This is a genomic window from Burkholderia sp. HI2500 (genome assembly GCF_002223055.1).
In the GTDB taxonomy this organism is placed as follows: Bacteria; Pseudomonadota; Gammaproteobacteria; order Burkholderiales; family Burkholderiaceae; genus Burkholderia.
The window spans coordinates 395,934-416,428 of record NZ_NKFL01000007.1 but is presented as its reverse complement, the minus strand read 5'-3'; the positions used below and the strand labels follow the sequence as shown (position 1 = coordinate 416,428).

At 69.7% G+C, this 20,495-nt stretch carries 18 protein-coding genes; 7 read left to right on the top strand and 11 right to left on the bottom strand.

The window, feature by feature from the left end; translation table 11 throughout:
* The first annotated feature begins 81 nt into the window (after window positions 1-81).
* From CFB45_RS34135 to CFB45_RS34125, 3 genes are all read left to right on the top strand, one after another.
* Window positions 82-999, top strand: coding sequence for a LysR family transcriptional regulator (locus CFB45_RS34135; protein WP_089429527.1), 918 nt, complete (start codon window positions 82-84; stop codon window positions 997-999).
* A 175-nt stretch (window positions 1,000-1,174) separates the two neighbouring features.
* Entirely contained in the window at window positions 1,175-2,392 is a 1,218-nt protein-coding gene (locus CFB45_RS34130; RefSeq protein WP_089429526.1) for an MFS transporter, read from the top strand.
* Window positions 2,393-2,472: 80 nt separating this feature from the next.
* On the top strand, window positions 2,473-3,585 hold the full coding sequence (locus CFB45_RS34125) for an alkene reductase (RefSeq protein WP_089429525.1): 1,113 nt from the start codon (window positions 2,473-2,475) through the stop codon (window positions 3,583-3,585).
* 93 nt (window positions 3,586-3,678) lie between these two features.
* Here CFB45_RS34125 and CFB45_RS34120 read toward each other — a convergent pair whose 3' ends face one another.
* The 3 genes from CFB45_RS34120 to CFB45_RS34110 all read right to left on the bottom strand — a co-directional run bounded on the left by CFB45_RS34120 (window position 3,679) and on the right by CFB45_RS34110 (window position 9,550).
* Window positions 3,679-4,353: a phosphohydrolase gene (locus tag CFB45_RS34120; protein ID WP_089429524.1), complete on the bottom strand. Its 675-nt coding sequence runs from the start codon at window positions 4,351-4,353 to the stop codon at window positions 3,679-3,681.
* 94 nt (window positions 4,354-4,447) lie between these two features.
* On the bottom strand, window positions 4,448-6,349 hold the full coding sequence (locus CFB45_RS34115) for an amidohydrolase (RefSeq protein ID WP_256978476.1): 1,902 nt from the start codon (window positions 6,347-6,349) through the stop codon (window positions 4,448-4,450).
* A 144-nt stretch (window positions 6,350-6,493) separates the two neighbouring features.
* The gene (locus CFB45_RS34110) at window positions 6,494-9,550 is read right to left on the bottom strand and encodes an ATP-binding protein (RefSeq protein ID WP_089429522.1); all 3,057 of its coding nucleotides are present in this window, start codon (window positions 9,548-9,550) and stop codon (window positions 6,494-6,496) included.
* Window positions 9,551-9,948: 398 nt separating this feature from the next.
* On the opposite strand from CFB45_RS34110, the gene CFB45_RS34105 reads away from it, so the two are divergent.
* The gene (locus CFB45_RS34105; RefSeq protein ID WP_089429521.1) at window positions 9,949-10,869 is read left to right on the top strand and encodes a helix-turn-helix domain-containing protein; all 921 of its coding nucleotides are present in this window, start codon (window positions 9,949-9,951) and stop codon (window positions 10,867-10,869) included.
* Between the two features lie 325 nt (window positions 10,870-11,194).
* On the opposite strand, the gene CFB45_RS34100 is transcribed toward CFB45_RS34105, so the two are convergent.
* From CFB45_RS34100 to CFB45_RS34090, 3 genes are all read right to left on the bottom strand, one after another.
* A complete protein-coding gene (locus CFB45_RS34100; RefSeq protein ID WP_089429520.1) occupies window positions 11,195-13,084 on the bottom strand; it encodes an amidohydrolase in 1,890 nt (629 codons plus the stop codon).
* A 19-nt stretch (window positions 13,085-13,103) separates the two neighbouring features.
* On the bottom strand, window positions 13,104-13,271 hold the full coding sequence (locus CFB45_RS34095) for a DUF1427 family protein (protein WP_039362659.1): 168 nt from the start codon (window positions 13,269-13,271) through the stop codon (window positions 13,104-13,106).
* A 166-nt stretch (window positions 13,272-13,437) separates the two neighbouring features.
* Complete coding sequence (locus tag CFB45_RS34090; RefSeq protein WP_046546706.1) at window positions 13,438-14,124, bottom strand: hydrolase; 687 nt, start codon at window positions 14,122-14,124, stop codon at window positions 13,438-13,440.
* A 307-nt stretch (window positions 14,125-14,431) separates the two neighbouring features.
* Between CFB45_RS34090 and CFB45_RS34085 the strand changes: the two genes are divergently transcribed.
* Complete coding sequence (locus CFB45_RS34085; RefSeq protein ID WP_089429519.1) at window positions 14,432-14,713, top strand: XapX domain-containing protein; 282 nt, start codon at window positions 14,432-14,434, stop codon at window positions 14,711-14,713.
* A gap of 322 nt (window positions 14,714-15,035) precedes the next feature.
* Here CFB45_RS34085 and CFB45_RS34080 read toward each other — a convergent pair whose 3' ends face one another.
* From CFB45_RS34080 to CFB45_RS34070, 3 genes are read right to left on the bottom strand one after another with little or no spacing between them, the layout of a single operon-like run.
* Window positions 15,036-16,517 carry an alginate export family protein gene (locus CFB45_RS34080; RefSeq protein WP_089430108.1) on the bottom strand — a complete coding sequence of 494 codons (1,482 nt, stop codon included), beginning with the start codon at window positions 16,515-16,517 and terminating at the stop codon, window positions 15,036-15,038.
* A gap of 14 nt (window positions 16,518-16,531) precedes the next feature.
* A complete protein-coding gene (locus CFB45_RS34075; protein ID WP_089430107.1) occupies window positions 16,532-17,485 on the bottom strand; it encodes a glyoxalase in 954 nt (317 codons plus the stop codon).
* Window positions 17,486-17,537: 52 nt separating this feature from the next.
* Window positions 17,538-18,275 carry a YoaK family protein gene (locus tag CFB45_RS34070; RefSeq protein WP_089429518.1) on the bottom strand — a complete coding sequence of 246 codons (738 nt, stop codon included), beginning with the start codon at window positions 18,273-18,275 and terminating at the stop codon, window positions 17,538-17,540.
* A 233-nt stretch (window positions 18,276-18,508) separates the two neighbouring features.
* Between CFB45_RS34070 and CFB45_RS39690 the strand changes: the two genes are divergently transcribed.
* Both CFB45_RS39690 and CFB45_RS34065 read left to right on the top strand, forming a co-directional pair.
* Window positions 18,509-18,640 (top strand): hypothetical protein, encoded by a 132-nt coding sequence (locus tag CFB45_RS39690; protein WP_256978474.1) that lies wholly within the window; start codon window positions 18,509-18,511, stop codon window positions 18,638-18,640.
* A 102-nt stretch (window positions 18,641-18,742) separates the two neighbouring features.
* Window positions 18,743-19,885, top strand: a complete 1,143-nt coding sequence (locus CFB45_RS34065) for an FAD binding domain-containing protein (protein WP_089429517.1) — start codon at window positions 18,743-18,745, stop codon at window positions 19,883-19,885.
* On the opposite strand, the gene CFB45_RS34060 is transcribed toward CFB45_RS34065, so the two are convergent.
* Window positions 19,813-20,082: a hypothetical protein gene (locus CFB45_RS34060; protein ID WP_089429516.1), complete on the bottom strand. Its 270-nt coding sequence runs from the start codon at window positions 20,080-20,082 to the stop codon at window positions 19,813-19,815. The two genes, CFB45_RS34065 and CFB45_RS34060, sit on opposite strands and share 73 nt — an antisense overlap.
* Window positions 20,079-20,363 carry a DUF4148 domain-containing protein gene (locus CFB45_RS34055; protein ID WP_089429515.1) on the bottom strand — a complete coding sequence of 95 codons (285 nt, stop codon included), beginning with the start codon at window positions 20,361-20,363 and terminating at the stop codon, window positions 20,079-20,081. The genes CFB45_RS34060 and CFB45_RS34055 overlap by 4 nt, the downstream gene beginning before the upstream one ends.
* Window positions 20,364-20,495 lie beyond the last annotated feature (132 nt).

Sequence of the window (20,495 nt, the reverse complement as noted above, 5' to 3'; positions counted from 1 at the left end):
ACGCGCGACCGACACCCGACACGACGGACGGCGCCGGCATGCACCGGCGCCGCGACCCGACAGAACTGGAGCCCCCCGACGATGGATACCTTGCTTTCGATGCGCGTGTTCACGCGCATCGTCGAAACCGGCAGCTTCACGCGCGCCTCCGACACGACCGGCCTCACGACGCCGCGCGTGTCCGCGCTGCTCAGCGCGCTCGAACAGCACCTCGGCTGCCGGCTGCTGAACCGCACGACGCGCCGCATCTCGCTGACCGAGGACGGCCAGGCTTACTACGAACGTTCCGTCGCGGTGCTGCGCGAAATCGACGACATGGAGGCGTCGGTCTCGCAGGCGCGCAACGTGCCGCGCGGCCGGCTGAAGGTGAACCTGCCGCCGGCGATGGCCAAGCAGGTCGTGGTGCCCGCGCTGCCCACCTTCCTCGACGCCCATCCGGGCATCATGATCGAGCTTGGCGTGACCGACCGGCAGATCGATCTCGTCGGCGAAGGCGTCGACTGCGTGGTGCGCATCGGCGCGCTCGACGACTCGGGGATGGTCGCGCGGCGCATCGGCAGCCTGACCACCTGCACGTGCGGCTCGCCCGCGTACCTGGCACGGTGCGGCGAGCCGGAGACCGTCGACGATCTCGCGCAGCACGTGGCGGTCAGCCACATCTCGGCCGATACCGGGCGCCCCCGCGTGTGGGACTACGTCGTCGACGGCGAGCCGCGCGTCGTGCAGATGTGCGGCACGGTCGCGGTCAACGATGCGGACAACTACATCGAGTGCGGCATCGCGGGCATCGGCCTGATCAAGACGTCGCTGTACCTCGTCGAGCCCTATCTGAAATCGGGGCGGCTGCGCGAAGTGCTGACCGACTTCAACGCGCCGGCCCGGCCGATCTCGGTGCTGTATCCGCCCAATCGCCACGTGCCCGTCAAGCTCAAGGTGTTCGTCGACTGGCTCGCGGGCCTGTTCGAGCAGATTCCGACGCTGCAGGGCAAGCGCGGCTGACCGGACGCGACCTTTGCGTGTCGCGCAAAGCTCGATTGCGCTGCGGCTCGATTCCGGTTTGATCGACCGGTCAATAGTATGGGCGGCAACGCGGTGCACCGTATCGCGCCCCCGGCGAACCCCGTGCAGGCGCGGCGACACGGTGACCCACCTCTCTCTTCTCAAGGAGTCCACCATGTCAGCAGATTCCACGCCGCTCGCGCCGCCTGCGCACGGCACCCAACTCACGCAGGGGTTGATCCTGCTGTTCGCATTCAGCTGCGGCGCGATCGTCGCGAACCTGTACTACGCGCAGCCGATCACGGAACTCATCGCGCCGGGCCTGCACATGTCCGGCGGCACGGCGAGCCTGATCGTGTCGTTGACGCAGATCGGTTATGCCCTCGGCCTGTTCTTCATCGTGCCGCTCGGCGACCTGCTCGAGAACCGCAAGCTGATGATCGTGACGGCCGTCGTGTCGATTGCGAGCCTCGCCGCGGCGGCGCTCGTGCGCACACCCGGGCTCTTTCTCGCGATTTCGCTGCTGATCGGCTTCAGCTCGGTGGCCGTGCAGATCCTCGTGCCGCTCGCCGCGCATCTCGCGCCGGATCATTCGCGCGGCCGCGTGGTCGGCACGATCATGAGCGGGCTGCTGCTCGGCATCCTGCTGGCCCGCCCGCTGTCGAGCGTCGTGGCCGACGCGTTCGGCTGGCGTTTCGTGTTCGCGGCGGCCGCCGTGCTGATGACGCTCGTCACGGCCGTGCTCGCGCTGACGATTCCGCCGCGCCAGCCCGACCATCGCGCGACCTATTTCGAGCTGATCGGCTCGCTGCTGCAACTGGTCCGCACGATGCCCGTCCTGCGCCATCGCGCGTTCTACCAGGGCCTGATGTTCGCGTCGTTCAGCCTGTTCTGGACCGCCGTGCCGGTCGAGCTGACGCGTCACTACGGATTGTCGCAGTCGGCCATCGGCCTGTTCGCGCTGGTCGGGGCGATCGGCGCGACGTCGGCACCGGTGGCCGGGCGCCTCGCGGACGCCGGCCATACGGTGCGCGCGACGCTGATCGCGCTGGTCGCCGGCACGCTGTCGTACGCGATCGGGTTCGTGCACGGCACCGGCCTGTACGGGCTCGTCGTGACCGGCATCGTGCTCGACTTCGCGGTGCAGATGAACATGGTGCTCGGCCAGCGCGAGATCTACGCGCTGCACGCGGCCAGCCGCAACCGGCTGAACGCGCTGTACATGACGAGCATCTTCGTCGGCGGCGCCGTCGGCTCGGCGCTTGCGAGCCCGCTGTACGAGCATGGCGGCTGGTCGCTCGTCGCGGCGGTGGCCGGTGCGTTCCCGATCGTCGCGCTCGCGCACTACCTGCTCGTCGGGCGGCCGCACGCGCAACGTCACGTACTCGGCTGAACCCCGCCGCCGCCCTTCAAACCGATTCGTTCGCGGGGCGCGTTGCCGTCCCGCTCCCCGTCGAAGAAAAGGAGTCCATCATGTCTTCCCTGCTCAGTACCTATGATCTGCGCGGCCTCGCGCTGCCGAACCGCGTCGTGATGGGACCGATGACACGCTCGCGCGCGCCGTCGCGCGGGCTGCCCACCGAACTGATGGCCGAGTACTACGCGCAGCGCGCGTCGGCCGGCCTGATCGTGACCGAGGCGACCAACGTCAGCCGGGCGTCCGCCGCATTCGAGCTGACACCGGGGCTCGTCGACGATGCTCAAGCCGCCGGCTGGAAGGTCGTCACCGATGCCGTGCACGCGAACGGCGGCCGGATCTTCGCGCAGCTGTGGCACGGCGGCCGGGTCAGCTCGCTGACGCTGCTGGGCGGCGCCGCGCCGCTGTCGCCGTCCGGCGTGAACGACGACCTCGAACAGCTGCAGGTATGGGCGCAGTTGCAGAACGGCTATTACACGAAGATTCACGCGACGCCGTCGCGCGCGATGACGACCGACGAAGTCGTCGCGGCCGTCGATGAATTCCGGCAAGCGGCAACGCGCGCGATGGCCGCCGGCTTCGACGGCGTCGAGATCCATGCGGCCAACGGCTACCTGCCGCACCAGTTCCTGTCGTCGACGCTGAACCGCCGCGACGATCGCTACGGTGGCTCGGTCGCGAACCGCGCGCGCTTTCTCGCGGAAATCGTCGACGCGGTCGGCGGCGTGATGCCGCTCGGCCGTGTCGGCGTGCGGATCTCGCCGTACGCGAAGTACAACAACGTGCGCGATGCCGATCCGGATGCGACGCTCGCGTACGTCGGCCGGATGCTCGACGACGCGGGTGTCGCCTACCTGCACGCGGCCGACACCAACGGCTGGAGCGGCGAGCCCGACCTGCCGCGTATCGTCGAGCACGCGCGCCGGTCATTCGGCGGCACGCTGATCGTCAACGGCGGCATTTCACCGGACGCGGCGAACGCGCTGATCGACGCAGGCGACGCCGATCTCGTCGCGTTCGCGCGCGCCTATATCGCGAACCCCGATCTCGTCGAGCGCCTCGCCGCACGCGCCCCGCTCGCGGAGCCGAAAAACGTCGGCTGGTACGGCGGCGACCGCGCGGGCTACGTCGACTATGCGCGGCACGACGCGGCCGAATCGCCCGCGTAACCGGCGAATGCCCCGCGCACGGCACGGGTCGTCACGCACCCCATCGCGATACCGGGCCCGCGCGGCCGATTCCCGCGCGGGGCAACGGCGCCGTCACGCGTCGTTCCAGCGCGCCCCCAGCACGCGCCCGCAGAAATTCGGCCGCTGGAAATCCGGATCCGCGCGCTCGAGCACGTCGGCGCTCCACGTGCCGAACGTCGACTGCGGCCGATGCTCGACGCCGCGCGCGACCGCAGCAAGGAAAGTTTCGCGAAATCCGCTGCCGCGCGGGTACGCGGCGAGCAGCGCGGCGCGCTCGTCGTCGGTGTAGCGGTCGAAATCGGTTGCCATCAGATCCGTCGACACGGCGCGGGCCAGCGCGCGGGCGAGCGGCGACGCACGCGCGGCCACACCGGGCGTCGTATGCAGCGCGATCGCGTGCCATACCTCGTCGCGCATGCTGCGCGCGCGCCGATGCCGCACCAGCAGCGCGTGCGCGGCATCGGCGCCGTCGAGTTCGTAACGTTCGGGCGAACGGCAGTAAGCGGGGCTCAGCCCCATGTTCGCGTACATCGCGGCGACGTACAGCGCATCGGGATCGCACCCTTCGCCCGCGCGCCGCGCGGCGAGCGACGCGAACACGAACACGCGCGCGGCATGATCGGCGAGCGCGGCAGGCAACGATGCGCGCGCCGCGTCGGCCGCCTCGACCGCAAGCGTCGTGCGCGGAATGCTGACGCCGGCCACTTCGTCGGCGCTCGACGGTGCGCGCGTGTGCGCAACGTTCATCGTGTCTCCTTCCTGTCCCGTGCACGGGACACAAAAATCGTTCAAGGCAAGGCCGTGCCCCGGCCGCACCGGCGCGCGCACCGGTGCGTGCCGGCTAGCACACGGCGCAGCGGCCGCCGCACGCGTCGCAGCGGCCGCCGGCCGCGCTGGCCGTCGGATAGCGCGGCCGCGCGAAACGGCGCCCCGGGCAGCGTGCCCGGCACGCATCGGTACCGGGTTCCGTGCACGCGTCGCCCGCCGCCGCTGCGCGCGGACCGCCGTGCCCGTTCGCACCGGGCGCAGGCGTGCCGCCGCCGTCGGCGACCGGCGACCATTCGGGGCTGACGGGCGGCGGCGGCGGCGGCGCGAGCGACGCAAATTCCCGTTCCGCGTGCACGACCTTGCCGTCGACGACCGTCAGCACCGACGACAGCTGCGGGATGCGCGCCATGTCGATCGTGAAATAGTCGTCGCTCAGCACCGCGAAGTCCGCGTAACGGCCGGGCACCAGCGCCCCCTTGCGATGCTCGTCGGCGGAGAACCATGCGCTGCCGACCGTGTAGCGGCGCAGCGCCTCCATCCGGCCGAGCCGGTTGCGCGCCGGATACAGCACGGTGCCGCCGACGCTGCGCCCCGACACCATCCAGTACAGCGCGACGAACGGGTTGTAGCTCCCGGCATCCAGCGCGCCGGAGCCTGCCCCGACCGGCAGCCCGGCCGCGAGCATCGCGCGGATCGGTGGCGCGCGCGTCGCCGCGGCCGCCCCGTCGCGCGCGATGAACGCCTCGCCCTGGAACGCCATGCGCGGCTGCACGGTCACGCCGCCGCCCAGCGCCGCCACGCGCGCGATGTTCGCATCCGACATCGTCTCGCATCGGTCGAAACACCAGCGCAGCCCGGCGAACGGCGTATCGCGGTTCACCGCCTCGAACACGTCGAGGAAGCGGCCGATCGACTCGTCGTAGGTCGCATGCAGCCGGAACGGCCAGCGGTGGCGGACCAGCAGCCGGACGACGGCGGCCAGTTCCGCATCGACCGACGCGGGCAGCTCGGTGCGCGGGTCGAGAAAATTCCCCAGGTCGACCGCCGAAAACAGCAGCCGCTCGCCTGCGCCGTTCGCGCGCAGGAACGCATCGCCGTCGCCGGGCGAGGTCAGCGCGATCCACTGCGCGAAGTCGTCGATTTCCCGGCCGGCGTGCCGCGCGCCCAGCGCGTACGCGATGCGCGTCGTCAGTTCGCCGCGGCGTGCCAGCGCGATGACCGCCGCGTAATCGTCCGGATACGCCAGACCGTCGCCGCCGGCGTCGATCGCGCTCGTCACGCCGACGCGGTTCAGCGCGTGCATGAACTGCCGCGTCGAGTTGACCCGGTCGGCCGCGCCGAGCACCGGCGCGCGCGCGAGCGCCGCGGCCAGCACGGCCGGATCGGGGCGCGCGAGCAGCAGCCCGGTCGGCCGCCCATGGCGGTCGCGCCGCAATTCGCCGCCCGGCGGATCGGGCGTGTCGCGCCCGTAGCCGATCGCGCGCAGCGCGGCCGCATTCAACCACGCGCTGTCGCCGAGATGCCGGACGAACACCGGCGTATCGGGTGCGATCGCATTGAGCTCGGCCACCGTCGGGCCACGCTTTTCCGCGAACTGCAGCGCGGTCCAGCCGCCGCCCACGCGCACCCAGTGCGGTGCGGGCGTGCGCTCGGCCTGCCGATGCAGCAGGTCGAGCGCGGCGGCGAGCGACGGCACGCCGTCCCAGCGCAGCTCGAGGTTGAAGTGCGTGCCGCCGCGGATCGCCTGCAGGTGCGCGTCGACGAGGCCGGGAATCGCCGTGCGGCCGTTCAGGTCGATGCAGGTCGTGTCACCGTGTGCATGACGCAGCACGTCGCGATCGTTGCCGGTCGCGACGATGCGCCCGTCCTTCACCGCCAGTGCGCTGACGAACGAGCGCTGCTCGTCCTGGGTCGCAATCTTGCCGTTGAAGACGACGAGGTCCGCCGCGCGCGCGGGTTCCGTCGCTCTAAGCACCGTCGGGCCTCCCGTGCGCACGCGCACGCCGCGCCGCGCCGCACGTGCGGCGCGGCGTCGAACGACGGAACAGGGCTGCGTCGCACGCATCGGCACGCATGCCGCGATCGCGCAGTCGCGCGGCTGCCAGGAACGCGCGCATCGCTATGCGGCCTGCTGCGCCGCGTCGGCGGCGTCGTGGCGCGCACGCGTGCGGGACGGCGGAGACGGCGCGTCCTGGCGCACGAAATTCTGCACGCGCAGCAAGCGCCGCACGTCATGCGCGCGCGAATGCGGATCGAAGTGCCGCGCGACGCCGGCGACCAGTGTCGACGCGTGCGCGGTGCGCCCGCGCTCGATCAGGTGATCGGCGAGATCCAGCGCGCCGCGCAGCGCCCACATCGCGGCGCCCTGCCCGTTCGCGGTCTGGATCGCCATCTGCAGATGACGATGCCCGTCGGCCTCGTACGCGAGCGCGACGTCGGGGGCCGCGGAGCGTGCCTGTTCGAGCATCGCGACGCCCGTCACGCGCAGCAGTTCCGGCACGAACAGATGCTCGCCGTGCGCACGGCAGCGCGCGAGCGTCGCATCGAGCCGCATGCGCGCCTCGCTTGCGCGGCCGACGCGCACGAGGCCCTCCGCATACGCGACGTTCAACGGGGCGAGCAGCCGCCGGAATCCGCTCGCCTCGACACGCCGCAGCGCGGGTTCGAGCCGCGCGAGGCCCGCGCCGGGATGACCGGCCTGGATGTCGAACTGGCCGGTCAGGCATTCCGCGTGATTGCGCCAGATGTCGAAGCCGTGCGCGCTCGCGGTCGCGCGCAGCGTCGCGAGATAGTCGGACGTGATGTCGTGGTCGCCGTAGCGCAGTGCGATCGGCACGGCGGCCGCCCCCAGCACCACGCAAAGCGCGAGCGCGGACGGGCCGCGGCGCGCGCACTCGACCGCTTGCGCGGCGATGCGCATTGCATGGTCGGGGTCGCCCTGCATCCACACGAGCCGCGTGAGCATCGTGCGCGCGAGCGTCGTCATGTCGACGCCGAGCGCTGCCTGCGCGCACGGCGGCTCGCCCACCGCGCCGAGTTCGGCCGTCGCCGCCTCGAGCCGCTCGCGCGCCTGCGCGTGCTCGCCGAAGTAGTGCAGCGACGTTGCGACCATCGCGTTGGCCAGGAGCCGCTGCGAGCGGTCGCCGCGCCGCTCGGCCGCGCGCTCGAAGCGTGTCGCGTAGCGCAGCGATTCGTGAATGTCCGACAGCGTCAGCATCGTATGCCACTGCCCGACCAGCGCGCGCGCATCGAACGTATCGTCGCCGACCTGGGCGGCAAGACCGAGCGTGCGGTCCCACATCGCGGCCGCGGCCACGGCGTCGCCGTCCGTATGCAGCAGTGCCGACGCGCAGGCCGCGCGCAACCGCATCTCGCGCGCGGCATCGACCGGGTCGGCCGCCGCCGTGTCGAAAGCGTCGAGCACCTGGCGCGCCCGCGCCGCGCACTCGTGCATCCGTGCCGGCTCCAGCAGCGCGCGCGCCAGGCGGTCCGCTTCGGGCACGGGCGTTGCGTCGGCGGCCAGGACGGGCGCGTCGGTTGATGGATCGGCTGGTGCGTCGTTCGGCGCTGTCGTGACCGCACCGGCTGTTACGTCGTTCAGTGCCCCGGTGACCGCATCCGCTGATGCGTCGTTCGGTGTTTCGGTGACCCCATCGTCGCGCCGCGCGGCGTCCACGCTCGCCGCCGCGTGCGCGTGCTCGCGTTCATGCCCTTGCTCACGCTCGTATCGTGCGTGACGCGCCGCGATGCGCTCGAACTCGCCCTCGTTGTGCAGTTTTTCCAGCGCATACGCACGCGTCGATTCGGTCAGCCGGTACCGCGCCGATGCGCCGTGGAACTCGACGGTCACCAGCGACTTCGCGACCAGTTCGCCGAGCACCGCGATCATGTCCGCGGCCGATGTGCCGGGCTCGGTGGCGACCGCGTGCGCGGCATCGAACGTAAACGGCCCGATGAAGCATCCCATCCGGCGGAACAGCGCACGCGCGGCCGGGTCGAGCAGCACGTAGCTCCAGTCGAACGTCGCCCGCAGCGTCTGATGACGCGGCAGCGCCGAGCGCAGCCCGCCGGTCAGCAGGTTCAGCCGGTCGTCCAGCCGCGACGCGACGACCGCGAGCCCGAGCGTCGCGACGCGCGCCGCGGCCAGTTCGATCGCGAGCGGCAGCCCGTCGAGTCGCCGGCAGATATCGGCGATCAGCCGCATGCCGGCTTCGTCGACCGGACAATCCGGCGCGGCCGTGCGAACCCGTTCCAGGAACAGCTCGACGGCGGAACAACGAACGATCTCGTCGGTGCGCGCGTCGTCGTCGGGCACCGCGAGCGGGCTCAAGCGCAACACCGCTTCGGCCGAGATATGCAGCGGCTCGCGGCTCGTCACGAGGACGCGCAGCGAGCCGGCGCACGACGTCAGCGTTTCGACGAGGCTCGCGACGAGGTCGACGATGTGCTCGGCATTGTCGAACACGAGCAGGTAGCGCGACGCCGCGAATGCGGCGCCGATGTCCTCGATGGCGGGCACGCGCTGCGTGTCCAGGCCGAGCTCGGCCGCGACGGCGATCAGCATGTCGGCGCGCGTCCCCGCGCGCGCCAGCTCCACGAACAGCACGCGCTCGCGCGAGCGGCTGCGCACCGCGTGGGCCACGCGTACGGCGAGGCTCGTCTTGCCGATCCCGCCCGCGCCGACGAGCGTGACGACCGGCGTGCGTTCGAGCATCTCGACGATCTGCGCGATTTCGGCGTCGCGTCCGACGAGCGGCGCGATTTCGGCGTCGCGTCCGGCGAGCGGCGCGGGCAGCGACGACGCGTGGGCATCGGTCGGTAGGGCGGAAGGTACGGTCGGTACGGCGGCCGGCGTGTCGGCCGCGGGCATGGGTTCCGGGCCCGGCGACGCGCACGCGACCAGCAGGTAGCCGCGCCCGGGCACCGTCTTGATCAGATCGCGGCTCGTGCCGAGCGCCTTGCGCAGCGTCGCCACATGCACCTGAAGGCGGTTTTCCTCGACGATCAGCCCGGGCCAGACCGCGTCCATGATGTCGTCTTTCGACACGACCGCCCCGCTCGCGCGGTGCAGCACTTCGAGAATGTCGAGCGCGCGTGCACCGATGCGCAACGACGCGCCCTGACGGCGAATGTCGCGCTGCTCGAAATCCACCGACAACGTTCCGATCTGGATCATGGCCGCCTCCGGGTCCCTCAGGATGACCGCCCGGTGAACGCGGCAGTCCACCCGGCAGGATGTCCGGCCCCGGCGCACCGTGGCGCCGGCCGGACACTGTTGAATTACGGGCTGAGTGTAGACGGGCGCGCGACGAAAATCTTGAAGGAAAATGCACTGTGGACGGCGGCCGGATCACGCGATCGGCGCATTCGCTTGCATGTAAAAGTGGGGCGCGATACTCTGCCGGGCCGCTCGCACGCCGGACGTGACGGGCGATGCGGCGGCCGTGCGCCGTCATTGAAAGCAATTCGTCAGATTCACGAGCGGACGTTTGTGCAAATTCATTTTGAATGTTCACTTGCGTCGCTAAACTGGACTCGCCATTTCGCGCGCCGAGTCACTTGCCCGGGAATTCCATGTCAGACTCCGTTACCGCAGCGCCGGCGGTATCCCCGCCCCCACCGCCGAAGGACACGCTCGGCTGCGTGGCCAGCCTGCTGTCGAAGGATGTCGAGACCGCCACCGGCGGCCTGCGGCTTCACCGCAAATGCATGCGCGAAGCGCACGTGGAACACATCGACATGCCCGCGTGCGACCGCGGCTTCCTGGTCGGCGTATCGCTGGCCGCCGGCCATCGCCGCACGCTCTACGGGCGCGCCGGCGCGAGCGAGCGCCGGTTCCAGCATCACTCGATCTACATTCGCGATTTCTCGCGCCACTTCCATGCGGACCTGTACGGCAACTTCGACTTCGTGCTGGTCGAGCTGCCGCATGCGTATCTCGAGCGCGTCGGCCCGGAGCACGGCGGGCAGGCAATCGGCGGCCTCACGTGCCGCCCCGACGTGCGTGATCCGGTGCTCGGCCATCTCGCGCACGCGGTGGCCGGCAGCCTCGACGCGCCCGGCCCGCTGAACGCGCTGTTCATCGAGCAGGTGGGGCTCGCGATCGGCACGCACCTCGTGCGCCGTTACGGCAACGCGCGCACGCGCGAACTCGACCACAAGGGCAGCCTGTCGCCGGCGAAACTGGCGCGCGCGCAGGAGCTGTTGCTGGAAAAGGCGGATCTCGGCGTATCGATCGAGGAAGTGGCGAACGAATGCGACCTGTCGCGCGGCTACTTCATCCGCGCGTTCTCGCGCACCACCGGCCGCACGCCGCACCAGTGGCTGCTCGAACAGCGCGTGACGCGTGCGCGCGAACTGATCGAGACGTCCGACATGACGCTCGCCGACATCGCGATCGCGTGCGGCTTCGCGGACCAGAGCCATCTGAACCGCATCTTCGCGCGGATCGTCGGCCATCCGCCCGGCGCGTGGCGGCGCGCACGCTCGCGCTGAAGCCTCTGCGCGGTCGCGGACGCGCGCACCGGTAGCCCGGCCGATTGTTCAATCGAGGTTCATGCCGCCATCCGTCTGATCCGACAGATTGCGGCGCCAGCCCGCTCCATCCACCTTTTTGGTGGAGGAAGCGGGCTCATCGCTTTATCCCGGTCGTCGTATCGTCACCGAACGACGGGACGACTGCCAGCCGGGTCTCGTCCATGGTCGAGCAGAAGTGACGAGAACGAGCCCGCCGATCAGTCCCGGGGGCTCGCAAAAGGCGTCAAGGGCGATGAAGCGCGCGGACCCACGTCGCGGAGTCGCAATGGGGCCGCGCGCCGTGTCAGACCGCCCAGCAGGAGCACCCGAACGCGCCCCAGAAGCCCTTTGCGTCGGACGTCGGTAGCGCACTTGCCCATGCGCTCGCATGCGCATGCTGGTGAACGTTGCATGCGTTCGCGCAACCGCACATCGCAGCGGCGGCCGCCCGTTGCAGCGGCGCGCCGGCGCGCTGCGTCGCCCCCCAGCCGCCATAGCCGCCGAACTCACGCACGGGCGACCAGTCGGGCATCGCGGGCGGGATCGGTGCATCGTACGACTCGAACGGCCCCGCGCCCCACACGATCTTTCCGCCCACGACCGTCAGCAACGCCGTCGTGCCGGCGATGTCGTCCTCGGCACACGCGAAGAAATCGCGATCCGGGACCACCAGGTCGGCCAGCTGCCCCACCGCGACGCGCCCTTTCTTGCCCTCCTCGTTCGAGAACCACGTCACGTACTCGGTCCACATGCGCAGTGCCGTCTCCCGATCGAGCAGGTTGCGCTGCGGATACATCCGCATCCCGCCGACCGTCTTGCCGGTGACGAGCCATGCGAGCGACACCCACGGGTTGTACGACGCGACGCGGGTCGCGTCGGTGCCGGCCGAGACCTTGAGTCCCTTGCCGAGCATCTTCGCCACGGGCGGTGTGGCCTCCGCGGCTTGCGCGCCGTAGCGCTCGACGAAGTATTCGCCCTGGTACGCCATCCGGTGCTGCACCGCGATGCCGCCGCCGAGCGCGGCGATCCGGTCCATCGATTTCTCGGTGATGGTTTCCGCATGATCGAAGAACCAGTTCAGCCCGTCGAGCGGGATGTCCTGGTTCACTTTTTCGAACACGTCGAGCGCGCGGCTGATGGTCTCGTCATAGGTCGCGTGCATGCGCCACGGCCAACGGTTTTCCGCGAGCACGCGCACCACGCCTTCGAGATCATCCTCCATCTGGTCGGGCAGGTCCGGGCGTGCCACCCGGAAGTCTTCGAAGTCGGCCGCGGAAAACGCCAGCATCTCGCCCGCGCCGTTATTGCGGAAGTAGTCGGTTCCGTCGTGGTACTTGACGCTCTTCGTCCAGTTCACGAAGTCTTCCTTCTCCGCGTTCGGCTTCTGCGTGAACAGGTTGTAGGCGATCCGGATCGTCATCTCGCCCGAGTCGTGCAACTTGCGGATCACCTCGTAGTCGTCGGGATAATTCTGCGAGCCGCCGCCCGCGTCGATCACGCCCGTCACGCCGAGCCGGTTCAGCTCGCGCATGAAATGGCGCGTCGAATTGTACTGATACTCGAACGGCAGCTTCGGGCCCCTCGCGAGCGTCGCGTAGAGGATCGTCGCGTTCGGGTTCGCAAGCAGCAGGCCGGTCGGGTTGCCGGCGGCATCGCGAACGATGGTCCCACCCGGCGGCTCCGGCGTGTCCTTCGTGTAGCCGACCACCCGCAGCGCGGCCGCGTTCAGCAGCGCGCGATCGTACAGGTGCAGGATGAACACCGGGGTGTCCGGCGCGGCGGCATTGAGTTCGTCGATCGTCGGAAGCCGTTTCTCCACGAATTGATGCTCGGTGAAGCCACCGACCACGCGGACCCACTGCGGCGCGGGCGTCACGGCCACCTGGCGCTTGAGCATTTCCATCGCGACCGCGAGCGAGGGCACGCCGTCCCACCGCAGTTCCATGTTGTAGTTCAGTCCACCGCGAATCACGTGGCAGTGGTTGTCGATCAGACCCGGCAGCACGCCACGGCCGCCGAGATCGACCACCTTCGTCGCGCGGCCCGCGAGCGGCATCACATCCGCGTCGCTGCCGACGGCGACGAAGCGGCCGGCGGCAATCGCGACCGCCGTCGCGACGGGGTTCGCGCGGTCGAGCGTCGTGAATCTTCCGTTATGCAGGATCAGATCCGGTTGGGTCACGGTTGCGGTCATAGACATCACCTCTTGTTGATCAGAAGCCAAGCAGCTGTTTCACGGTGGGCAACGCCTGCACGCCAATCAGCATGCCGAGCAACCCGACCAGCGCAATCAGCGGCGGTGCGGGAGAGCGAACCTTGATGGCGCTGTAAATCACACCGATCAGCAGGCCCGCACCAAGGGAAACCAGATAAGGTTCCATGCGATAAATCTCCCGGAAATTTCGAATGCAGCGGCCGTGTTCCGATCAGCCTGCTGCGGGCGGCATTCGTGTTTCGGTCACGTCCGCCGCCCGCGCAAGGGAGCCAATGCGGCGCGTTCGCCTCGAACCCGCCGCACCGGCATCAACGATCGCAGGCCGTCCGCGCTTACTTCGCCGGAACGGGCGCGATCGACTCGTGCGGCGTCGCGGTGCGCGGCGCGGCCTTGTGGACCATCGTGTACGCGTAGTCGACGCCCATCCCGTACGCGCCCGAATGCTCCTTCGCGATCGCCATCACGGCGTCGTACGTCTCGCGGTGCGCCCAGTCGCGCTGCCACTCGAGCAGCACCTGCTGCCACGTGACGGGCACGACGCCCGCCTGCACCATGCGCTGCATCGCGAAGTCGTGCGCGGCCTGCGTGGTGCCGCCCGATGCGTCGGCGACCATGTAGATTTCGTAGTCGCCTTCGAGCATCGCGCACAGCGCGAACGTCGTGTTGCAGACTTCGGTCCACAGACCGGACACGATCACCTTCTTGCGGCCGTTTGCGGCCAGCGCGTCGCGCACCTTCTGGTCGTCCCACGAATTCATCGACGTGCGTTCCAGCGTCTTCTGGTTCGGGAACACGTCGAGCAGCTCCGGATACGTGTGACCGGAGAAGCTGTCGCTTTCGACCGTCGTGATCGTGGTCGGGATGTTGAAGACCTTCGCGGCCTTCGCGAGCCCGACGACGTTGTTCTTCAGCGTCTGGCGATCGATCGACTGCACGCCGAACGCCATCTGCGGCTGCTGATCGATGAAGATCAGTTGGCTGTTGTGCGGGGTAAGTACTTCAAGCTTCGGGTTGCTCATGGCGGTGATGTCCTTTGACGCAGAGAGAAATGAGGCTCGCCGGGCCGACGAATCCGCGACGCGTCGAATGCGCTGGGGCGGAAGACTCGGCAGCCGGCCTGCGTCATTCAATCGACTAATGCGCGGCCACACCAATTAATTGTTCTGATTCTCGCGACCTTCATGAATCCAGGCTGAAAAGATCTGAATTTCATTGAACGGACCCGCAACGAACAGGCAGAACTGATAGGCTGACCCAGGACTTTCGGATCGACTCAAGATCGGTAGTTGTCCATATTTCCAACTGCCGACACACCATTCCAGACCTATGAAACCGTACACTGCTTCGCTGTTCGCCGGCATCCTCGCCGGCATCGTTTATGCGCTGATCGGCGTGCAATCGCCGGCGCCGCCCGCGGTCGCCCTGGCGGGCCTGCTTGGCATTCTGGCCGGCGAACAGATTCTCCCGCTGGCACGACGGCTGTTCAGCGGCATCCGGCTGGGAACCGCATGGCGCGACGCGAAGTGCAGCCAGCACATGTTCGGTGCGCTGCCGGGCGCCCATGCAACCGACGCTGGCGCGAAGCGCCGCGAATCGACACCGCTGTGATCGGAAGGTTCGAGCGCATCCGACCAGGACGGTCGGGGCGCTTGCATGTGTTTCAAGACGTTCGTCAATGGCCTGCGTGACGCCGCTGTTTCTGCGACCGTCCGCCGGCAGCACCGCCGGCTGCTCGAACGACGCATGACGCGTGCTCCGCATCTGATCGGCACGCCGACCTGACCTTCGCCGAGATCGGGGCCATTTGCGACTTTTCCGATCGGCACCCTCTGAACGACGTATTCGCGCAGGTCGTTGGGCGACCTGCCCCGTGCCCGGCGTCGTTCGGTTACACGCGCGCCGCCCTGCAGAAGCGGCAGCGCGCGCCGCGTCACCAACCGAACTTCGCTTCCACGCCGACATAGTCGGCATTACGCGCGCCCAGCGCGCGAATCGAATCGGCGAGCTGGAAGTGCACCGCCTCGACGGCCAGGGCCGTGTTCGCATTGACGAGCCAGTCCACGCGAGCCTGCGCGTACATCCCCGTCCACGCGCCGCCCTTGCCCGCCGTGCCCGGCACGGCCGACATGCCCTGTCCGTAGATCGCATCGGCCGTCGTCTGCCGCCACTGGAAGCCGACGGCGGTCAGCACCGTTACCGAGCTGGCGGGCTTGAAGGTCAGCGAAGGCTTCACGTGGATCAGGTTGCTGTATCCGGTATAACCGGCGAGCGTGAAGTAATAGCCGTTCGGAAACATCGGATTGAACGTGCCCACGCGCCGGTCGCCCGGGTGAGCATCGCCCGACGCGCCGTCAATCTGGATCCCGATGCGCGGCGTGCCGGCCGTCTTCGCGAACGTATAGCCGCCGAGCGCGCCGAACGCCCACGCACCGACCGTGTCCTGCCCGACGTGGCCCGTCTGCAGCATCGCCTCGACGTCCCAGTCGAGCCCGTCGGCCTTGCCCGCATAGCGCATGTCGAACACGTCGCGCCGCTCGGTGCCCGACGCATCCGGAAAGCGCGCGTTGTCGCGCGTGTAGCGCGACCAGTACGCGGACAGGTCGCCCGGCCCCGTGCCGTTGCGCTCGACGCGCACGCCGTCGAATCGCAGGTGCCGGTTCGACACGTCGTCGAACGCGGCGGCGTCGCGATACTGCACCGGGCGCGTCACGTAGCCGATCAGCCGCCACTTGCCGATTTCGTAATCGGCCCACAGCGCGTCGAACGCCTGCCGCACGTTCGGGCCGTCGCGCACCGACACGAAGCGTTGCAAGTCGAACGCCATCTCCTGCCGGCCGACCCGCGTCTTCAACGTGCCGGGGCCGATCTGGTCGACATACGCGACGAACGCCTGCTCGATGTCGAGCTGGTCCCTGTCGACCGGGCCGACCGTATTCTTGCCGAACGGCCGCGCATCGACGAACTGCACGAACGCCTGCAGATGGCCGCGATAGCGCAGGTCCGCGTGCACGTTCGTGCGCTGGATCACGTAGTTGTCGTCGTGCGCGGAGCCGAGGCCGAACAGCGGCGCGTTGTTCAGCTCGAAACGCTCGCGCAGGTTCGCGCCGAGCGACAGGTAGGTCGACGGGTCGTCGCCGAGCGGCACGTATTTCAGAGCGTCGAACGGCTTGCGCGGCACGCACGGGTTCGCGAGCACCGACCAGTCCTCCTGCCAGCGGTTGAACAGCACGGTCGGACGCTTCGCGGTGCACGCCACGGCGGCGCTCGCTGCCGCCGGCGCCTGCGGCTGAACGACGGGTGCTGCTGCGGCTGCTGCGGCCGGCGCATCGGCACCGGCCGCCGTCCCGGCATGCAGCGCGACGCCGCCGGCCAGCACGACGCCCGGCAGCGCGCCGCGCCACGATGGTTTGATCGGCCGGCGCACCGTTATTTCGACCGTGCGTGGATTTCGGCGACGTAGCCGCCCGGGAACTGCACGAGCGCCGCGTCGCGGCCGTCCGACGTGAACGGCGGCACGAGCACGGTCACGCCCGCGGCTTCGGCCTGCTTCAGCGTCGTGGCCAGGTCGGCGACTTCATAGCCGGTCATCTCGCGCCCGAACGGGAACGGCAGGTGGCCGTCCGTCGCGAGCACGGTCATCTTGCCGAAGCCCGATTCGATGCGGATGCGGCGGTACGTGTCGTTCGGCCGGCCGATCTCGATGCCCGGCGCCTTGCGCACGTCCGACACGATCTTGCCGTGCGAGAACGCGGCGAAGTCGTGCGCGAGCTTGCCCGCGCGTTCCGGCGACACATACACGCGGTTTTCCGGCACCGTCTGCAGCGGGTCGTAATTCGGCGCCTGCGTATGCCAGTACAGCTGCATGTTCACGCCGCCCGGCCAGCGGATGATCGCGTCGCGCCCGATCGGATCGGGGAAGGTCGCGACGACCACGTCCGCGCCATGCGCGCGCGCCGATTTCACGGCCATGTCCATGTCGGTCACCAGATAGCCGGTGCGCTCCTCGCAGAACGGATACGGGATCGGCGTCTTGAAGCCGAACACCGAGATCGTGCCGACCGGCGTGAGCACCAGTTGCGACATCGTCTGGCTCGGCGTCGGCGTGACCTGGAACACGCCCTGCTTCGACTTCTTGCCGCCGAACGTCGCGACGAAGCTGTCGGTGAAGCGGTCGAAGTCTTCCGGCGCGACGCACACGTGCGTCGTGTCGTACTGCGGGCCGACCGCGACCGCCGGGAAGCGCGCGGCGGCCGGCTGGCGCGCCGTGTCGTCCAGATGCGTTTCGTCGGCATGCGACGGGGCGGCCGCCAGCAACGCGGCGAGCATCGCCGTCGACGCAGTCGTCATGCGCAGCACGTGGCGCAGGTTCAGTGAAATCATCGGGTTCTCCTTGAAGGTGGCGCGCAGCGGCACGCCGCGCGCGAAAACGGGTTCAGCGCGAGGCGGGCAGCTCGGCCAAGCGTGCGGATCGATACGTGAGAAAGCCCAGCACCGCGAGCGGCAGCGCGAGCGCCCAGAACGCGGCATACAGGTACGCCGTCGCGCCGGCGCCCGCGCCGAGCGCGAAGCCGGCCACCGGCGGCAGCGTGCGCTGCAGCCGCGCGCGGGCGGCGTCCCGTTCGGCCGGCGCGGCGATCGGCACGAGCCAGTCGAAGGCATCGATGACGGCCTGCGTGACGTTGCCGGTCATCACCGTGTTGGCGACCACCGAGCGCGCGGTCAGCCGGCCATGCGCGTTCTGCACGCCCATCGCCGCCGCGCCGAGCAGCCCGCAGACGATCGTCGCGGGCGCGTCGGCGCTGCCGATCGGCGACGCCGCGATCCCCGCGAACATGAAGCCGGCGAGCAGGATCGCCTGCAACGCGTACAGCGAACCGGCCCGCGCGCCATGACCGCGCACGCGCATCCGGTGGTCGAGCAGGCGGGCGGCCACGATCCCGGCGATGAACGCCGGAAACGCGAGCCATTTGATCAGCAGCCCCTGCCCGACCCCGGCCAGGCCCGAGCCGATCAGGATGAAGTTGCCGGTCACATGGGCGGTAAAGAGGCCGAACAGCGCGACGAAGCCGAGCGTGTCGACATAGCCTGCGATCGACGCGAGAAAGACGTCTTCGCCGGGCAGGCGATCGGGCGCGGCCGCGCCGGCGGCCGTTACGTGTCCAGGTTGCATGTCGTGGTTTCCTTGGTTTTGCCGGCGCAGTCCGCGCCCTCGACCTGCGCGCCCGGCCCATGCGGCGGTTCGGTAGCAAGACTAGGGGACGTGCGCCTGAAAGTCATGGCGGCGAACTGAATTTTTCTGAAGCAACGCCGGCGGCGGAAGCGCAGCGCAACGCGCAAATCGAACGGGGCTGGAGCCCGCAAGCGAGCCTCTCCCTCTGGGCGTGTGCAAGCGGGGGATACGGATTGCCGGCGCCCGACGATCTCGACGCCGAAATCGAACGGCAGGTCGACGCGTTCCTGAACGGCACGCCGGCCGCACTGCAACGCGTGGCATCCGGCTCCTGCGCCGCCCCCGCCAAACGCCGCCGAGGCTGAGCGGCGGCGCACGCGTCACGCTGTCACGCAGGCCGCTTCAGAACGATTCAACCGCTGCGTCCGTTGCTTGCCCTATGCTCGGCCATCATCGGGAGACATCGGATGGAACACGGATCGGGCCGCAAGGCCGTCATCGTCGGCGGGTCGGTCGGCGGGCTGTTCGCCGCGACCGCCCTGCGCGCAGCCGGCTGGGACGTCGGCGTATTCGAGCAATCCCCGCACGACCTGGACAGCCGCGGCGGCGGCATCGTGCTGCAGCCGCCGATCGAGCGGGCGTTCGCATTCGGCAACGTACCGCTGCCGCGCGAGGCCGCCGTCGATTCGATCGACCGGATCTACGTCGATGCGCAAGACCGCATCGTGCAACGCTTCACGATGCCGCAAACGCAGACCGCGTGGAACGTGATCTACGCGGCGTTGAAGCGCGCGCTGCCGGCCGGCATCGTCCATGCGGGCGACGCGTTCGAGCGATTCGAGCAGGACGGCGAGCGCATCGTCGCGCATTTCGCGAGCGGCCACGCCGAGACGGCCGACCTGCTGATCGGTGCGGACGGCGGCCGCTCGGCGGTGCGAGCACAGTTGATGCCGGATGTGCGGCCGACGTATGCGGGCTATGTCGCATGGCGCGGGCTCGTCGACGAGCGGGCGCTGCCCGAACAGGTGCTGGATCTGCTGCGCGAGCGCTTCACGTTCCAGCAAGGCGACGCGCACCTGTTCCTCACCTATCTGGTGCCCGGCGCGGACGGCGCGATCGAGGCCGGCAAGCGGCGCGTGAACTGGGTCTGGTACCGGCGCCTCACGTCCGACCGGCTGCGGTCGCTGTTCGTTGCGCGCGACGGCACGCAACGCGACGGGTCGCTGCCGCCCGGCGCGATGCGCGACGACCACCGCGCGGAACTCGTCGACGCCGGTGGCCGGATGCTCGCGCCGACGCTCGCCGCGCTCGTCGACGCGACACCCGCGCCGTTCGCGCAGGCGATCCAGGATCTCGCGGTCGAACGGATGGCGGTGGGGCGTGCGGTGCTGCTGGGCGACGCCGCATGCCTCGTTCGCCCGCACACGGCGGCCGGTGTCGCGAAAGCGGCGGACGACGCGGTCGGCCTCGCGCAAGCGCTGCGTGAAGTCGGCCACGGCCGCGGGTTCGACGCCGCGCTGGCGGGCTGGGACGCCCGTCAGCGCGCCGCGAGCGCGGTGATCGCCGCGCGCGGCATCGCGCTGGGCGCCCGCTTGATGGGCGCGGCTTGAACGTGGGCCGGCCGCGTGTGGGCGGGCCGGCGCAGCGCCTCGCTCGACGGATCGAGCTCGCGCAGCACGCTGGCGCGCCCGCCATCGTCGTCGGGCAGTTGCGGCTGGCCACGCGCGGCGGCCGGCGCGCCATGCGCCGCGAGCCACGCGGCGAGCGCCAGGCCCGCCACCCGCGCCAGTACGGCAGCCGGCTTCATTGCGCGCTCGCCGTTGAAACAGCCGCGCCCGTTCCCACGCCCGCCGTCGCGGTGCGCGGCTCGCCGTGCGCGATCGCATACAGCTCGCGATTGCGCGCGATCGTCGGCGCGCTCGGCGGATAGTCCCAGTTCGACGTCGGCAGCGTGCCGTCGCGCTCCGCTTGAATCAGGTCGGCGACCACGTCGGCGCGGGTGAGCGCATGGTCGGCGGTTTGCGCAAATGCGACGATCGGTGCGCTCAGTGCGCAGGAAAGCAGGACTGCACGAATCAGGTTGTTCATGACGTTCACCTCTCGAGATGGCGTGTTCGCGTCCGCAGATCAGGCCGGACATCCGCTCCGCATCGATGCGATGAGGAGTGGTGTCCATTCTGCGATTCGCGCGCTTTCCGGAAGGTGAGGCTTCGATTACGG

Bases quoted from the DNA above. Each gene is read 5' to 3' on its own strand.
- CFB45_RS34135 (WP_089429527.1), top strand. From the start codon at position 82: ATGGATACCTTGCTTTCGATGCGCGTGTTCACGCGCATCGTCGAAACC.
- CFB45_RS34130 (WP_089429526.1), top strand. From the start codon at position 1,175: ATGTCAGCAGATTCCACGCCGCTCGCGCCGCCTGCGCACGGCACCCAA.
- CFB45_RS34125 (WP_089429525.1), top strand. From the start codon at position 2,473: ATGTCTTCCCTGCTCAGTACCTATGATCTGCGCGGCCTCGCGCTGCCG.
- CFB45_RS34120 (WP_089429524.1), bottom strand. From the start codon at position 4,353: ATGAACGTTGCGCACACGCGCGCACCGTCGAGCGCCGACGAAGTGGCC.
- CFB45_RS34110 (WP_089429522.1), bottom strand. From the start codon at position 9,550: ATGATCCAGATCGGAACGTTGTCGGTGGATTTCGAGCAGCGCGACATT.
- CFB45_RS34105 (WP_089429521.1), top strand. From the start codon at position 9,949: ATGTCAGACTCCGTTACCGCAGCGCCGGCGGTATCCCCGCCCCCACCG.
- CFB45_RS34100 (WP_089429520.1), bottom strand. From the start codon at position 13,084: ATGACCGCAACCGTGACCCAACCGGATCTGATCCTGCATAACGGAAGA.
- CFB45_RS34095 (WP_039362659.1), bottom strand. From the start codon at position 13,271: ATGGAACCTTATCTGGTTTCCCTTGGTGCGGGCCTGCTGATCGGTGTG.
- CFB45_RS34090 (WP_046546706.1), bottom strand. From the start codon at position 14,124: ATGAGCAACCCGAAGCTTGAAGTACTTACCCCGCACAACAGCCAACTG.
- CFB45_RS34085 (WP_089429519.1), top strand. From the start codon at position 14,432: ATGAAACCGTACACTGCTTCGCTGTTCGCCGGCATCCTCGCCGGCATC.
- CFB45_RS34075 (WP_089430107.1), bottom strand. From the start codon at position 17,485: ATGATTTCACTGAACCTGCGCCACGTGCTGCGCATGACGACTGCGTCG.
- CFB45_RS34070 (WP_089429518.1), bottom strand. From the start codon at position 18,275: ATGCAACCTGGACACGTAACGGCCGCCGGCGCGGCCGCGCCCGATCGC.
- CFB45_RS34065 (WP_089429517.1), top strand. From the start codon at position 18,743: ATGGAACACGGATCGGGCCGCAAGGCCGTCATCGTCGGCGGGTCGGTC.
- CFB45_RS34060 (WP_089429516.1), bottom strand. From the start codon at position 20,082: ATGAAGCCGGCTGCCGTACTGGCGCGGGTGGCGGGCCTGGCGCTCGCC.
- CFB45_RS34055 (WP_089429515.1), bottom strand. From the start codon at position 20,363: ATGAACAACCTGATTCGTGCAGTCCTGCTTTCCTGCGCACTGAGCGCA.